Source organism: Streptomyces sp. NPDC031100, assembly GCF_055570785.1.
Map to the genome: position 1 here is coordinate 64,858 of NZ_JBVIGN010000014.1, position 13,938 is coordinate 78,795.

General features: G+C 71.2%; 15 protein-coding genes. 12 read left to right on the plus strand and 3 right to left on the minus strand.

Features of this window, described 5'->3' with window-relative positions:
• Window positions 1-364: 364 nt before the first annotated feature.
• From ACZ5DS_RS33185 to ACZ5DS_RS33205, 5 genes are all read left to right on the plus strand, one after another.
• Window positions 365-1,762: a DUF6421 family protein gene (locus ACZ5DS_RS33185; protein ID WP_468245942.1), complete on the plus strand. Its 1,398-nt coding sequence runs from the start codon at window positions 365-367 to the stop codon at window positions 1,760-1,762.
• Entirely contained in the window at window positions 1,759-2,559 is an 801-nt protein-coding gene (locus ACZ5DS_RS33190; protein ID WP_468245945.1) for an SDR family NAD(P)-dependent oxidoreductase, read from the plus strand. The genes ACZ5DS_RS33185 and ACZ5DS_RS33190 overlap by 4 nt, the downstream gene beginning before the upstream one ends.
• Window positions 2,556-3,626 (plus strand): threonine aldolase family protein, encoded by a 1,071-nt coding sequence (locus ACZ5DS_RS33195; RefSeq protein WP_468245947.1) that lies wholly within the window; start codon window positions 2,556-2,558, stop codon window positions 3,624-3,626. The genes ACZ5DS_RS33190 and ACZ5DS_RS33195 overlap by 4 nt, the downstream gene beginning before the upstream one ends.
• Window positions 3,627-3,704: 78 nt before the next feature.
• The gene (locus ACZ5DS_RS33200; protein ID WP_468245949.1) at window positions 3,705-4,295 is read left to right on the plus strand and encodes a transglutaminase-like domain-containing protein; all 591 of its coding nucleotides are present in this window, start codon (window positions 3,705-3,707) and stop codon (window positions 4,293-4,295) included.
• A 10-nt stretch (window positions 4,296-4,305) separates the two neighbouring features.
• On the plus strand, window positions 4,306-5,016 hold the full coding sequence (locus tag ACZ5DS_RS33205; protein ID WP_468245951.1) for a B3/B4 domain-containing protein: 711 nt from the start codon (window positions 4,306-4,308) through the stop codon (window positions 5,014-5,016).
• A gap of 37 nt (window positions 5,017-5,053) precedes the next feature.
• Here the strand turns inward: ACZ5DS_RS33205 and ACZ5DS_RS33210 are convergent, their stop codons facing one another.
• Window positions 5,054-5,782 (minus strand): lysophospholipid acyltransferase family protein, encoded by a 729-nt coding sequence (locus ACZ5DS_RS33210; RefSeq protein WP_468245953.1) that lies wholly within the window; start codon window positions 5,780-5,782, stop codon window positions 5,054-5,056.
• 187 nt (window positions 5,783-5,969) lie between these two features.
• On the minus strand, window positions 5,970-6,386 hold the full coding sequence (locus tag ACZ5DS_RS33215; protein WP_468245955.1) for a DUF4395 domain-containing protein: 417 nt from the start codon (window positions 6,384-6,386) through the stop codon (window positions 5,970-5,972).
• A 75-nt stretch (window positions 6,387-6,461) separates the two neighbouring features.
• On the opposite strand from ACZ5DS_RS33215, the gene ACZ5DS_RS33220 reads away from it, so the two are divergent.
• The 7 genes from ACZ5DS_RS33220 to ACZ5DS_RS33250 all read left to right on the plus strand — a co-directional run bounded on the left by ACZ5DS_RS33220 (window position 6,462) and on the right by ACZ5DS_RS33250 (window position 13,191).
• Complete coding sequence (locus ACZ5DS_RS33220) at window positions 6,462-6,875, plus strand: TlpA family protein disulfide reductase (protein ID WP_468246274.1); 414 nt, start codon at window positions 6,462-6,464, stop codon at window positions 6,873-6,875.
• 83 nt (window positions 6,876-6,958) lie between these two features.
• Window positions 6,959-7,039, plus strand: a complete 81-nt coding sequence (locus tag ACZ5DS_RS33225; protein ID WP_388578010.1) for a putative leader peptide — start codon at window positions 6,959-6,961, stop codon at window positions 7,037-7,039.
• A gap of 44 nt (window positions 7,040-7,083) precedes the next feature.
• Complete coding sequence (locus tag ACZ5DS_RS33230; protein ID WP_468245956.1) at window positions 7,084-7,593, plus strand: flavin reductase family protein; 510 nt, start codon at window positions 7,084-7,086, stop codon at window positions 7,591-7,593.
• Window positions 7,594-7,810: 217 nt separating this feature from the next.
• Complete coding sequence (locus ACZ5DS_RS33235; protein ID WP_468245958.1) at window positions 7,811-8,599, plus strand: electron transfer flavoprotein subunit beta/FixA family protein; 789 nt, start codon at window positions 7,811-7,813, stop codon at window positions 8,597-8,599.
• Between the two features lie 53 nt (window positions 8,600-8,652).
• Window positions 8,653-9,615: an electron transfer flavoprotein subunit alpha/FixB family protein gene (locus tag ACZ5DS_RS33240; RefSeq protein WP_468245961.1), complete on the plus strand. Its 963-nt coding sequence runs from the start codon at window positions 8,653-8,655 to the stop codon at window positions 9,613-9,615.
• A 169-nt stretch (window positions 9,616-9,784) separates the two neighbouring features.
• Window positions 9,785-11,089, plus strand: coding sequence for a DUF6986 family protein (locus ACZ5DS_RS33245; RefSeq protein WP_468245962.1), 1,305 nt, complete (start codon window positions 9,785-9,787; stop codon window positions 11,087-11,089).
• Between the two features lie 113 nt (window positions 11,090-11,202).
• Window positions 11,203-13,191, plus strand: a complete 1,989-nt coding sequence (locus ACZ5DS_RS33250; RefSeq protein ID WP_468245964.1) for a serine/threonine-protein kinase — start codon at window positions 11,203-11,205, stop codon at window positions 13,189-13,191.
• Here ACZ5DS_RS33250 and ACZ5DS_RS33255 read toward each other — a convergent pair.
• On the minus strand, window positions 13,137-13,931 hold the full coding sequence (locus tag ACZ5DS_RS33255) for a hypothetical protein (protein ID WP_468245966.1): 795 nt from the start codon (window positions 13,929-13,931) through the stop codon (window positions 13,137-13,139). The two genes, ACZ5DS_RS33250 and ACZ5DS_RS33255, sit on opposite strands and share 55 nt — an antisense overlap.
• Window positions 13,932-13,938: the final 7 nt, after the last annotated feature.

The window sequence follows — 13,938 nt, forward strand, 5'->3', positions numbered from 1 at the left end:
GTGGCAGGGTCGCAGCCTAATGGCCGGGTGCGGTGATGAACCCGCACCTGCGCGGGGGGATCGGTGCACGGCGCCTGTGGCGCCTGGCTCGTATCCGCCCCCGTGGTCACCCTGGGGTGGGCGAGTCCCCGGCGCCATTGACCGGCCGGATCTGATCGGTAGCCCCTTGCGTCCGGGATCGGTGTCCAGGACGTCTCGTGACCTCCCTCGCGGCAGCGAAAGTGACCGCCGTCACGGTTTGGCACAGGAAAAACAGCGGTGTTCATGTGGATCGGCAGAATAATTTCCCGGAGAGGCTCTTGCTGAGAGAAACCGGGTATGCATACGGTGTGCTGACGAGAGGTTCTCCCGTGGAGGATGGGACATGACGGAAATTCTTGTGCAGGCGGGTGTCGAGGGACAGGTTCCTTCGCTGACCAGGGTGGTTGAGCACCCGGCCTGGCCCGTGCTCAAGGATGCCGTGGAGCAGATCCGGCCATGGCAGTCCAAGGACGGGTCGATCGACTTCGATGCCGAGGGCGCCCCGGACCGGGCCGATGCCGAGGCGGCCGTGGGCCGTGTCGTCGAGGCGGTCGAGCAGCTCTCCGCGCTGCTTCCGCACGACGCTGCCTACCACAAGGCCCTCGTCACGGACCTGCACCGCTGGGCCGAGGGCGGCTTCCAGGTGCCGGACTTCCTCGACTCCCTGCTGGAGTTCCAGCCCGCGGCGAGCCGCGCCGACGGCCTGCAGCACCTGGTCGTCTTCCCGATGTACACGCAGAACGGCAACCCGGACCGCAACCTCGAGGCGGTCGTGCTGCGCATGGTGTGGCCGGACTGGCTGGCCGAGCTGGAGCGCACCCGCTACGACAACCCGCTGTTCTGCGGCATCAAGTTCGAGGACTTCACGGCCGGGTACGACACCAACTCCGCCGTCCTCTTCCCGGAGACCATCGCCGTACGCGAGGCGCCGGAACGATTCTCCTGGGGTGGCATCTTCTGCGACCGCGAGGCCGCCCGCTTCCGTCGGGTCACCGATGCGGCCGTCGACATCCTGGGCCTGGAGCTGCCCGAGGACATCGCCGCGATGGTCCACGACCAGAAGCGCTGCGAAGAGGCCTTCGTGCTGTGGGACATGGTCCACGACCGCACCCACAGCCACGGCGACCTGCCGTTCGACCCGTTCATGATCAAGCAGCGCCAGCCGTTCTGGATGTACGGCCTGGAGGAGCTGCGCTGCGACCTCACCGCCTTCAAGGAGGCCGTGAAGCTGCAGGCGGACGGCGTCCCGCAGGCCCGTGACGTGCAGTACGCGGTGCTCTTCGACCGCATGTTCCGCTTCCCGCTCACCGGTGACCGCGTGCGCAACTACGACGGCGTCGGCGGCCAGCTGCTCTTCGCCTACCTGCACAAGCACGACGTCATCCGCTGGACGGACAACAAGCTCTCCATCGACTGGGAGCGCGCCCCGCAGGTCACCAACCAGCTGTGCGCCGAGATCGAGAAGCTGTACCGGGACGGCATCGACCGCCCCAAGCTCGTGCACTGGTTCGCGGGCTACGAGCTGGTCTCCACCTACCTCGCCCCGCACCCCGGCTCCAAGTGGGCCAAGGGTCCCGACGCCCTGGACCTGACGCAGCCGCCGCGCAAGCTCGTGGACGACGTGCTTCCGGACGAGTTTCCGCTGAGCATGTTCTTTGAGGCCCTGTCCAAGAAGCTGAAGAATGTGATCGCCTCCACCAAGGGCATCACGGCGGACAGCGCCGAGCGGGTCGCCGCGTGAGCGACCGCGTCCAGAACACAGCTTCAGAGGGGAACATCGTGGGGAACAACGGGTCTCTCAGCGGTGCGGTGATCGCGGTGGCCGGCGCGGGCGGACCCGCCGGGCACGCGACGCTGGTCCGGCTCGCCGAGGCGGGCGCGATCGTGGTCGGCGCCGACAACAACCCCGAGCGGCTCGCGGAGTCCGTGGACGCGGCCCGCTACGCGCGCGGCGGTGCCACGGTCACCGGTGAGACGGTCGACCTGCTCGACCTGGACGCGACCCGCGCCTGGGCCGACCGCATCGAGAAGGAGTTCGGCCGCATCGACGGCATGGTCCACCTCGTCGGCGGCTGGCGCGGCAGCGCGAACTTCGAGGAGACCGACCTGGCCGACTGGGATCTGCTGGAGAAGCTGCTCATCCGCACCGTCCAGCACACCTCCCTGGCCTTCTACGACGCCCTGCAGCGCAGCGACCGCGGCCGGTATGTGCTGATCAGCGCCGCCGGCGCGTCGCAGCCCACCGCGGGCAACGCGGCGTACTCCGCCGCCAAGGCCGCCGCCGAGGCCTGGACGCTCGCCATGGCCGACGGCTTCCGGAAGGCCGGGATCACCGAGGGCGCCGAGGGGCCGCACTCGGCGGCTACGATCCTGGTGGTGAAGGCGCTGGTGCACGACGCGATGCGCGCCGAGCGCCCCAACGCGAAGTTCGCGGGCTTCACGGACGTCAAGGATCTGGCCGCGGCCATCGAGGGTGTCTGGAGCAAGTCCGCCGCCGAAGTGAACGGAAACCGTCTGTGGCTGACCGAGAAGCCGTGAACCCTCCGAAGACCGACGCGCGTCGCCACCACGACCCGGAGGTCCGCGGTTTCGCCAGTGACAACTACGCCGGGGCGCATCCGGAGGTGCTGGCCGCCCTGGCCGTGGCGAACGGCGGCCACCAGGTGGCGTACGGCGAGGACGACTACACGGAGAACCTCCAGCGGATCATCCGAAGCCACTTCGGGTCCACCGCGGAGGCCTTCCCGGTCTTCAACGGCACCGGCGCGAACGTCGTCGCGCTCCAGGCGGTCACCGACCGCTGGGGCGCGGTGATCTGTGCCGAGAGCGCGCACATCAACGTGGACGAGGGCGGCGCCCCCGAGCGGATGGGCGGCCTGAAGCTGCTCACCGTGCCCACACCCGACGGCAAGCTCACGCCCGAGCTGATCGACCGGCAGGCCTGGGGCTGGGAGGACGAGCACCGTGCGATGCCGCAGGTCGTCTCGATCACCCAGAGCACGGAGCTGGGCACGCTCTACACGCCCGAGGAGATCCGGGCGATCTGCGAGCACGCCCACGCGCACGGCATGAAGGTGCACCTGGACGGCTCCCGCATAGCCAACGCGGCCGCGTCCCTGAACATGCCCATGCGGGCGTTCACCGACGCGGTCGGCGTCGACATCCTCTCGCTCGGCGGGACGAAGAACGGCGCCCTGTTCGGCGAGGCGGTCGTGGTCCTCAACCAGGACGCCGTCGGCCGCATGAAGCATCTGCGCAAGCTGTCCATGCAGCTCGCCTCCAAGATGCGCTTCGTGTCGGTGCAGCTGGAGGCGCTGCTCGCCAAGGACCTGTGGCTGCGCAACGCCCGGCACGCCAACGAGATGGCCCAGCGGCTGGCCGAGGGTGTGCGCGCGGTGCACGGCGTGGAGATCCTCTACCCGGTGCAGGCCAACGGCGTCTTCGCCAAGCTCCCGCACGACGTCAGCGTGCGGCTGCAGAAGCGGTTCCGCTTCTACTTCTGGGACGAGGCCGCCGGTGTCGTGCGCTGGATGTGCTCCTTCGACACCACGGAGGAGGACGTCGACTCGTTCGTGGCGGCGCTCAAGGAAGAGATGGCGCGCTAGCCCCGCTTGATGCATAGGTATGCGGTCACCTGAAAAGTCATTGACTCTCGGGTGATCGCATTTCTATGCTCTGCAGCCATGGAGCTGATCCAGAACACCGCCGACCTGTCCGCGTACTTGGCCGCCGACGAGGTCATCGACCATCGCCATCCCGTAGTGCGGGAGACGGCCGCCCGCCTGGCCTCGGCTGCCACCGACTCGTATGAGTATGCGCGGGCCGCGTACGAATTCGTACGGGACACCATCCCGCACTCCCAGGACTCCGGCGATCTCCGTGTGACCTGGCGCGCCTCCGACGTCCTGGAGCAGGGCACCGGAATCTGCTACGCCAAGTGCCATGCCCTCACCGCGCTGCTGCGCGCCGAGGACATCCCCACCGCCCTGTGCTACCAGCGTCTGGCCGACGACGACGGCGGTCACGCCGTGCACGGCCTGGTCGCCGTACGGTTCCACGGAGCCTGGCACCGGCAGGATTCCCGCGGCAACAAGCCGGGCGTGGACGCACAGTTCTCCCTGGACGGCGAACGGCTGGCCTGGATCCCCGACCCTTCGTCCAATGAGATGGACTATCCAGTCCTGTACGCTGAACCGCATCCGGTCGTTCTCGGTGCCCTGAAGGCGGCCCCGGACCGGCCGCACTTGTGGAAGACGCTCCCCACCGCACTCTGAGGCGAGACAGATGACGTTCACGCTCACCGTGTCCGACGAGGTCCGTGCCCTCGCTCCCGGCTTCACCCACGTCGCGATCGAGGCGTACGACCTCGTCAACGGGCCCAGCAGCGAAGCGAGTTCGGCGCTGCTGGACGAGGCGGCTCGCCGGCTGGCCGTACGCCTGGACGGACGGGCGCCGCACGAGGACCCGCACATGGCCGCCTGGCGCGAGACGTACACGGCTTTCGGCTCCAAGCCGTCCCGCACCCGCAACTCGGCCGAGGCGCTGGCCAAGCGCGCCCTGACCGACGCCGGTCTGCCGCGGATCAACCTCCTCGTGGACCTCTACAACGCCATCAGCGTCGCGCATCTGATCCCCGTCGGGGGCGAGGACCTCGACCGCATCCAGGGCGGGATGCGCCTGGTGCGAGCCACGGGCGAGGAGGACTTCGTGACGGTCGCGGGCGGTGAGCAGGTCATCGAACACCCCGACGCGGGTGAAGTGGTGTGGTGCGACGGCGCCGGCGTGACCTGCCGCCGCTGGAACTGGCGCCAGGGACCGCGCACCCGCCTCACCGAGGAGACGGTCTCCGGCATCTTCCTGCTGGAGACCCTCGCCCCGCTGCCGGTCGCGGAGGCGGAGTCGGCGGCCGCCGAACTCGCCGAACTGCTGGAGAAGTTCAGCCCCGGGGCGCGGATCGAGCTGCACGCTCCGGTCTCGGCCCGGACCCCCGCCTGAACCCGGCGACAGGCGTGCGGCGGCCCGGCGCCGGGTGTCAGTGCGCCTCGGCCGCCTTCAGCTGCTCCGCCGTGGGTGCCGTGCCCCCGAGGTGGGCCGGGAGCCACCAGGAGTCCTCCACGCCCTTGGGGCGTGCGGGGTAGGCGCGCTGGGCGGCGTCCAGCATCTCCTGGACGCGCTCGCGCAGGCGGCGGGTGATGGCGCCCGCGTACTGGTCGCGCGGGGCCTCGACCGGCTCGCCGACCCGGATGGTGATCGGGGTGTGGCTGCGCTTGAAGTTGCGCGGGTGCCCCTTGGTCCACAGCCGCTGCGTGCCCCACACCGCCATCGGGACGAGCGGGACGCCCGCCTCCTGGGCGAGGCGGGCCGCACCCGACTTGAAGCTCTTCAAGGTGAACGACTGCGAGATCGTGGCCTCCGGGAACACCCCGATGACCTCGCCGGAGCGCAGCGAGTCCAGCGCGTGCGCGTAGGCCGCCTCGCCCTGCTTGCGGTCCACCGGGATGTGCTTCATCCCGCGCATCAGCGGCCCGGACACCTTGTGCCGGAAGACGGACTCCTTCGCCATGAAGCGCACCAGACGCTTCTGCGGCAGGGCCGCCAGGCCGTTGAAGATGAAGTCCAGGTAGCTGATGTGATTGCTCACCAGGACGGCACCGCCCGAGCGCGGGATGTTCTCCGACCCCTGGCAGTCGATCTTCAGGTCCCAGGCCTTGAACAGCGTCTTGGCGAGACCGACGACGGGACGGTAGACCAGCTCTGCCATGGGCGGGGTGGACCCTTTCTGCTCTGCTCGGGAAAGGGGCTCCCGGCGGGAAAGTTACGCAGCCGTAGGTTTACGGCGTCTCGCAGATCGTGCCCGAAGAACGGACGGGGAGCCAGTCCTGGTGCCTCGCGGCGGCGAGATCCTCGTCACGTCGGCTCAGTGCCCCACCTCGGTCTTCAAGCCCTGTCTACTCCGCGCGTACCGTGACCCTCTTCAGGAGCAGGAACATCTCGCACCCCAGGCAGTACCCGAACGCAGCATTGAGGAAGGCCGCCGCGAGCGCGGCCCCGGTCGCCGCGAGTCCCAGCCAGGCCGGGCCCAGCGTGAACCCGACGAGCCCGAGCCCCGCGAACACCAGCCCCACGGACTGCGCGAACCGCGGCGGCTCCGGCGCCTCGAACTCCGTCGGCGGCCCGAGCCGCGGCCGCACCAGGGTCCGGAACAGCAGGCCGTACGGCGACCGGCCCACCCCGCCCGCCGCGCCGAGCGCGAACGCCAGGGTCTGCCAGCCCAGTACCCAGGCGCTCTGCGTGATCAGAGCCGCCGCCAGCACCACGGTCGTCACGGCCGCCCCGAAGCGCGGCCCCCTCACATCGATGTCCATGAATCAAGCATTCCGCAACGGGAATCCTTCCGGGAGGCGGGAATCTTTGCAGTCTCGTGAATGGTTGTGCAGGTGATGACCGGACTGGTGGTGTGCGTGGCGGTGTTCGCCGTGGCGAGCGCCTACGGAGTGCTGCACAGGCGGCGGAGCGGGAGAGTGCGGGTGCGCGGGCGGGACGACGGCAAGCGGCTCGGAGCGGCCGAGCTGGGCGGCGAACTGGGGGAGCGGGCCACGCTCGTGCAGTTCTCCAGTGCCTTCTGCGCGCCCTGCCGGGCCACCCGGCGTGTCCTCGGCGAGGTCGCCGCCATGGTCCCGGGCGTCGCCCACGTCGAGATCGACGCCGAGGCCCACCTGGACCTCGTACGCGAGCTGGAGATCCTGAAGACACCCACCGTGCTGGTCCTCGACGCGGCCGGCCGCGTGGTGCGGCGCGCCGTCGGACAGCCCCGCAAGGCCGATGTGATCGCGGCCCTGGGCGAGGCGGTGTGAGGTCCCCCGGGCGTACGGTGAGGCATCTCCCAGATCCCGGTACCGACTTGACTGTCCGTACCACCTATCGTCAGCCTGACCCTGTGCCGACCGAACTCCTTCTCTACGGGCGGGTCCATGTGGACCTGGCCCGCACCGCCAGCGCGTGCTGTCCGGGCCGTTGAACACCCACGGACCCGCTCGTCAGCCCCGGCAGAAGGACAACTCCATGACGGCCACGCCCGACCTCGGCGCCTTCCGGCTCGCCTCTCCCGACCTGCTGCGCGCCACCTTCCGCCGGCATGCCGCCGGTGTGGCGGTGATCACCGCGCGTGGGGCCCTGGGCCCGGTCGGCTTCACCGCCACCTCCCTCACCTCCGTGTCCGCCGAGCCCCCGCTCGTCTCCTTCGGTATCGGCACGGGCGCCTCCAGCTGGCCCGCCATCGCCGAGGCCGAGCACGTCGGCATCCACATACTCGGCGAGCACCAGAGCGACCTCGCCGCCACCTTCGCGCGCAGCGGGGCCGACCGCTTCGGCGCGCCCACGGCCTGGCGGGAGGGCCCGGACGGCGTACCCGTCCTGGACGACGTGCTGGCCTGGCTCGTCTGCCGGATCGTCGGCCGCGTCCCGGCCGGTGATCACCGCATCGTGCTCGCCGAGGTGGTCCTCGGGGACTCCACGGGGGCCGGGCGCCCCCTCCTGTACCACCAGGGCCGTTTCAACGGCCTGCGGGATTGATCACGCCCTGCCCGCCTGCGAAGCCGTCGAGTTCCGGTTACGCTGCGTTGCGAAGGTCACAGTTCAAAGCGCTTGCTTAGCGGGGATGAACTGGGTGTACTGACGAGTAATATTTCGGTCGGAGCGTGCGGACGCCCCGATCGGGATCGGCCGCTTGAGGCGCCTATGCTGCCTGCAAGAGGCAGCCCGGAAATGACGATGCAGTAGGAGAGCCGGCGTGAGCTTGAGGATCGTTGTCACTGTGAAGTACGTGCCCGACGCCACTGGCGACCGGCACTTCGCCGATGACCTGACCGTCGACCGCGATGACGTGGACGGTCTGCTCTCCGAGCTGGACGAGTACGCGGTCGAGCAGGCCCTGCAGATCTCCGAGAACTCGGACGACGACGTCGAGGTCACCGTCCTGACCGTCGGCCCCGAGGACGCCAAGGACGCCCTGCGCAAGGCGCTGTCCATGGGCGCCGACAAGGCCATCCACGTCGAGGACGACGACCTGCACGGCACGGACGTCATCGGCACCTCCCTGGTGCTGGCCAAGGCCATCGAGAAGGCCGGCTTCGACCTGGTCATCTCCGGCATGGCCTCCACCGACGGCACCGCCGGTGTGGTCCCCGCGCTGGTCGCCGAGCGCCTCGGCGTCCCGCAGGTCACCCTGCTCTCCGAGGTCTCGGTCGAGGACGGCACGGTCAAGGGCCGCCGTGACGGCGACGCCGCCAGCGAGCAGCTGGAGGCCTCCCTCCCGGCCGTCGTCTCCGTCACCGACCAGTCGGGCGAGGCGCGTTACCCGTCCTTCAAGGGCATCATGGCCGCCAAGAAGAAGCCGGTGGAGTCCTGGGACCTGTCCGACCTGGACATCGAGGCCGAGGAGGTCGGTCTCGACGGCGCGTTCACCAAGGTCGAGGTCGTGGCCGAGCGTCCGGCCCGCACGGCCGGCACCATCGTCAAGGACGAGGGCGAGGGCGGCAAGCAGCTCGCTGAGTTCCTCGCGAGCCAGAAGTTCATCTAAGGGCTCGCCCCCGCTGACCGCCCCTCAACTTCGTTACGCAGGAGAGCAATCCCATGGCTGAAGTCCTCGTCTACGTCGACCACGTGGACGGTGCCGTCCGCAAGCCCACCCTGGAGCTGCTGACCCTGGCCCGCCGCATCGGCGAGCCCGTCGCCGTCGCCCTCGGCAACGGCGCCGCCGACACCGCCGCCACGCTCGCCGAGCACGGCGCGGTGAAGGTCCTCACCCACGAGGCGTCCGAGTACGCCGAGTACCTGGTCGTGCCGAAGGTGGACGCCCTGCAGGCCGCCGTCGAAGCCGTCTCCCCGGCCGCCGTGCTGGTCCCGTCCTCCGCCGAGGGCAAGGAGATCGCCGCCCGCCTGGCGCTGCGCATCGGCTCCGGCATCATCACCGACGCCGTCGACCTGGAGGCCGGCGACGAGGGCCCGGTGGCCACCCAGTCGGTGTTCGCCGCGTCCTTCACCACCAAGTCCCGTGTCATCAAGGGCACCCCGGTCATCACGGTCAAGCCGAACTCGGCCGCCGTCGAGGCCGCCCCGGCCGCCGGTGCGGTCGAGGCCCTGTCCGTCTCCTTCTCCGAGAAGGCCACCGGCACGAAGATCACCGGCCGCACGCCGCGTGAGTCGACGGGCCGTCCGGAGCTGACCGAGGCCGCGATCGTGGTCTCCGGCGGCCGTGGTGTGAACGGCGCCGAGAACTTCGCGATCATCGAGGCGCTCGCCGACTCCCTCGGCGCGGCCGTCGGTGCCTCGCGTGCCGCGGTGGACGCCGGCTGGTACCCGCACACCAACCAGGTCGGCCAGACCGGCAAGTCGGTCTCTCCGCAGCTGTACATCGCCAACGGCATCTCCGGCGCCATCCAGCACCGTGCCGGTATGCAGACCTCGAAGACCATCGTGGCCGTCAACAAGGACCCCGAGGCCCCGATCTTCGACCTGGTCGACTACGGCGTGGTCGGCGACCTCTTCGACGTCGTCCCGCAGCTGACCGACGAGATCAAGGCCCGCAAGGGCTGATCGCCGCCAGGCTGGCCAGGCTGTCCGAGGCCCCCGTGACCGCGCCGGTCACGGGGGCCTCGGTGCATGGTGGAAGCGTCCCGGAGGGTGTTGACCAGCGGGAACCACCCCGGATAACTTCATTCTACGGATTGTTGATTCCGTAGAGCGGAAATTTGGAGGGTGTGGGATGGGTCAGGGCCAGCAGGAGAAGGTGGCGACGAGCCTCGCGGGCGCCGTCAGCGAGGAGATCAGCGCCTCCCTCGCGCCGGTCGACGCGGAACTGGAGCGCCGCTACCCGGGCGACCCCGGCACCCGGCAGCCCGTCCACACCGTGTACGTACCCGGTGACGCCTTCGCCGCCGACACCATCCGCTCCTGGGGCGACCAGGCCCTCGCCGCTCTCGACGAGCACGCCCCGGACGCGCCCTCGTTCGCGGCCGTCCTCGGCCTGTCCGACGACCTCGCCGAGCCCGTCTACTCCCGCGTCCGCGCCAAGCTCGAGCGCGAGCCGATCGAGGACCTGCGCGTCGACTTCGAGGACGGCTACGGCCCCCGCCCGGACGCCGAGGAGGACGCCGCGGCCGCCCGCGCCGCCCGTCTGATCGCCGAGGCGTACAAGAACGGCACCGCGGCCCCGTACATGGGCATCCGCATGAAGTGCATGGAGGCCGCGGTACGGGACCGGGGCATCCGCACCCTCGACGTCTTCCTCACCGGCCTGATGGAGTCGGGCGGGCTCCCCGAGGGCCTGGTGCTGACCCTGCCGAAGGTGACGTACGCCGAGCAGGTCACCGCCTTCGCCCGCCTCCTGGAGGCCTTCGAGAAGGTCCACGGCCTCGCGGCCGGCCGCCTCGGCTTCGAGATCCAGATCGAGACCAGCCAGTCCATCCTCGCCACCGACGGCACCGCCACCGTCGCCCGCATGATCCAGGCCGCCGAGGGCCGCGCCACCGGCCTGCATTACGGCACCTTCGACTACAGCGCCTGCCTCGGCGTGTCCGCCGCCTACCAGGCCAGCGACCACCCCGCCGCCGACCACGCCAAGGCGATCATGCAGGTCGCCGCCGCGGGTACCGGCGTACGCGTCTCGGACGGCTCGACCAACGTCCTGCCCGTCGGCCCGACCGAGAAGGTCCACGACGCCTGGCGCCTGCACTACGGTCTGACGCGGCGGGCGTTGGCCCGTGCCTACTACCAGGGCTGGGACATGCACCCCGGCCACATCCCGACCCGCTACGCCGCCGTCTTCGCCTTCTACCGCGAGGGCTTCGAGCAGGCGGCGGCCCGCCTCGCCCGCTACGCGGGCCGCGTGGGCGGCGACGTCATGGACGAGCCCGCCACCGCCAAGGCCCTCAGCGGCTACCTGCTGCGCGGCCTGGACTGCGGCGCCCTCGACATCGCCGAGGTCGCCCGGCTCACCGGCCTGACCCGGACCGACCTGGAGGGCTTCGCGGCCCCGCGGCGCGGCGACCTGACGGCCTCCGCGAAGTAGCCGCCGTACAGCAGCGAACCTGGCACAGCCCCGGCCGACCGCTTGAGCTGTCACCGCCGCCCCGTACCCTGGACGCCATTCATCGCACATGGCGGACGAGGAACGGGGCGGCAGTGTCTTCGGGGGAGTACGGGCCGGGAGAGCACGGACCGGCGCCGCAAGGGGCGGGCGGGCAGGCCGAGTACGGGGAGGTGGACGGGGCCAGGCGGCTGCTGGCCGGGCGGTACCGGGTCGTCGCCCGGCTCGGTCGCGGCGGCATGGGCGTGGTGTGGCGAGCGGTGGACGAGGTCCTCGGCCGGGAGGTCGCCGTCAAGGAACTGCGCACCTACACGGACGCGGCCGGACCCGAACTGACGGAGCTGCGGGTGCGGATGCAGCGCGAGGCGCGCGCCGCCGCCCGGGTCCGCCATCGAGGCGTGGTCGCCGTGCACGACATCGCCGAGGTCGACGGGCGGCCGCTCATCGTCATGGAGTTGGTCGGCGGGCCCTCCCTGGACGACGTCCTGCGCGAGCGCGGCACCATGGAGCCCTACGAGGCGGCCCGGATCGGCGCCGAGGTGATGGACGCGCTGGCCGCCGCCCACCGAGCCGGTGTCCTGCACCGCGACGTCAAGCCCGGCAACATCCTGCTGGACCGCTCCGGCCGGGTCGTCCTCACGGACTTCGGCATCGCCACCATCGACGACCCGGGCGACGGCGCGGCCACCCACCTCACCCGCAGCGGCGAACTCGTCGGCTCCCTGGACTACTTGGCGCCCGAGCGCGCCCAGGGCGCCGAGCCCGGCCCGCCTTCCGACGTCTGGGCCCTGGGCGCCACGCTGTACGCGGCCGTCGAGGGCGCCTCGCCGTTCCGCCGCACGTCCACGTACTCCACGCTCACCGCGATCGTGGCCGAGCCCCTTCCCGAGCCCCGCCGCGCGGGCCCCCTGGCTCCCGTACTCCAGCGCCTGATGGACAAGCGCCCGGACGCACGCCCGGACGCGGAAGAGGCCTGCGAGCTGCTGAGCGAGGCGGCGGAGACGAGGCCGCCGGACAGCCCGACGGCCGCCTTGCGCCCAGCCCCGGCGCGCGGCCCCGAGCCGACGGAACCCAGCGTGCCGCAGGTGCCACCCGGGTTCGGCCCCGCAGCGATGGGCAGCGGCGTCCCGCCGATGCAGGGCGTGGGGCCGGGTTCGCCGGTTGGGCAGGGGTCGCGGGTGCAGGGCGCGAGGTCGGGTTTGCCCGCTGGACAGGCGCCCCAGGCGCATGCCGTGGGGGCAGGCTCGCCCGCCGGCCCGGGATCGCAGACCCACGCCGTGGGCCCGGGTTCGCCCGCCGCACAGGCACCCCAAGCGCATGCCGCGGCGCCGGGCCCGCCCGCTGGACACGCACGCCAGACGTACGGCCACGAAAGCCCAGCTGGCGCCCCCGCCCCGTACGTCACCGCCCCCACCGGCCCCATGGGCACCGCGTCCGCCCCGCCCCGTCGCAAGGGCCGTGCCCTGCTCGCCGGCGTTGCTGTCGCCGTCGTACTCGCCGCGGGCGGGATCACGGTCGCCCTGCTGGACCACCAGGGAGCGTCCGAGCCGAACGCCGCGCCCGCCGGGACCCGCACCGAGGCCGGTGCCGGCGGTCGGGCCGACACGGAGTGGTCGGCGCAGCCCAAGCCCTCGGGCGGCGGCGGTGGGAAGAGCACCGCACCCAGCGAGAAGGCGAGCCGTGCGAGCGGGGACCAGCCTTCCCACCGTGCCTCCCCCTCCGTCCCTGCCAAGCCCTCCAGCAGCCCCACGCACGCCGGAGGCACGTCGGGCGGCGGCACGGGCAGCACACCCAGCCCGGCACCTGCCTGTCAGTCGATCGGCGGCGGCAAGTACAACTGCCAGGTCTGGCGCGCCGCGAAGTCCTACACCGCTTCCGGCGCCGAGGCGGGCGTCCTCAACGCGGGCACCAACTACTTCTTCTGCCAGACGAACCTGGGGCGCCGGGAGACCTACGGCCAGTGGACCAACGTCTGGTGGGCCAAGACCGACGACGACAGCGGCAACACCGGCGTGTACGTCAGCGACGTCTACCTCAAGGGCGGCGGCAACGACGAACCGGTGCCGGGGCTCCCCGTCTGCTGACCGGCGGCGTACGGCTCGAGCCCGGACTCCGTCACCCACCGGTGCTCCGCGAACAGCCGCGTGCCCCGCGTGGACACGGTGACGTCGGCACGGGCCCGCGCGCAGAACTCCTCCGGGGTGGCACCGAGCAGCTTCCTCAACGGGGCCGATGCCGCGAGGAGTTCGGTCAGCAGGGCGTGCTGGCCGGGATGGCTGCGCGGTGCACCGGCGCCGTCGTGCAGCACCCCGTGCCGGTTGACGTACGCGTACGCCCCGGGCAGGACCCGACCGTCCGCCAGCTCGATGCGGACGTCCGGTGTGGGCAGCCAGGCTCGGTGGAAGTTGCCGTCGGACAGCGTCACGCCCTCGCTGGCGTCGATCACGTCAAGCTGCCGCGGATCCAGCCAGAGGACGAATAACTCCCGTAACGAACGCGGGGATTTGACCGGCGAGGCGGAGACGTAGCCCATGCGGCTGACGTGCGCCGAGACGCCCACGTCGACCCCGTGCACCAAGGACCGCACCATCGGCAGCGGGCTGGCGATCCCGAACTCCGTCATCTTGTGGCGCAGTTGGCCGGGGCAGGCGTTGGAGCCGACCGCCAAGACCGGCACCCGGTCGTCGTGCACCAGGCGGTCGAGCGGCAGCATCCGGTCGCCGTGCAGCAGCCCGGAGTCGGCCGGCCAGGCACCCGGATAGAGCAGCGGATGGTCGCGGGGTGCCGCGGCGAGACCCAGTTCCTCCAGGGAGCGGCCGGTCATGGGCGGC

Excerpts from the sequence above, each read along its gene's own strand:
- ACZ5DS_RS33230 (WP_468245956.1), top strand. The coding sequence starts at position 7,084 with ATGACGGCCACGCCCGACCTCGGCGCCTTCCGGCTCGCCTCTCCCGAC.
- ACZ5DS_RS33240 (WP_468245961.1), top strand. The coding sequence starts at position 8,653 with ATGGCTGAAGTCCTCGTCTACGTCGACCACGTGGACGGTGCCGTCCGC.
- ACZ5DS_RS33200 (WP_468245949.1), top strand. The coding sequence starts at position 3,705 with ATGGAGCTGATCCAGAACACCGCCGACCTGTCCGCGTACTTGGCCGCC.
- ACZ5DS_RS33220 (WP_468246274.1), top strand. The coding sequence starts at position 6,462 with ATGACCGGACTGGTGGTGTGCGTGGCGGTGTTCGCCGTGGCGAGCGCC.
- ACZ5DS_RS33245 (WP_468245962.1), top strand. The coding sequence starts at position 9,785 with ATGGGTCAGGGCCAGCAGGAGAAGGTGGCGACGAGCCTCGCGGGCGCC.
- ACZ5DS_RS33205 (WP_468245951.1), top strand. The coding sequence starts at position 4,306 with ATGACGTTCACGCTCACCGTGTCCGACGAGGTCCGTGCCCTCGCTCCC.
- ACZ5DS_RS33210 (WP_468245953.1), bottom strand. The coding sequence starts at position 5,782 with ATGGCAGAGCTGGTCTACCGTCCCGTCGTCGGTCTCGCCAAGACGCTG.
- ACZ5DS_RS33255 (WP_468245966.1), bottom strand. The coding sequence starts at position 13,931 with ATGACCGGCCGCTCCCTGGAGGAACTGGGTCTCGCCGCGGCACCCCGC.
- ACZ5DS_RS33185 (WP_468245942.1), top strand. The coding sequence starts at position 365 with ATGACGGAAATTCTTGTGCAGGCGGGTGTCGAGGGACAGGTTCCTTCG.
- ACZ5DS_RS33215 (WP_468245955.1), bottom strand. The coding sequence starts at position 6,386 with ATGGACATCGATGTGAGGGGGCCGCGCTTCGGGGCGGCCGTGACGACC.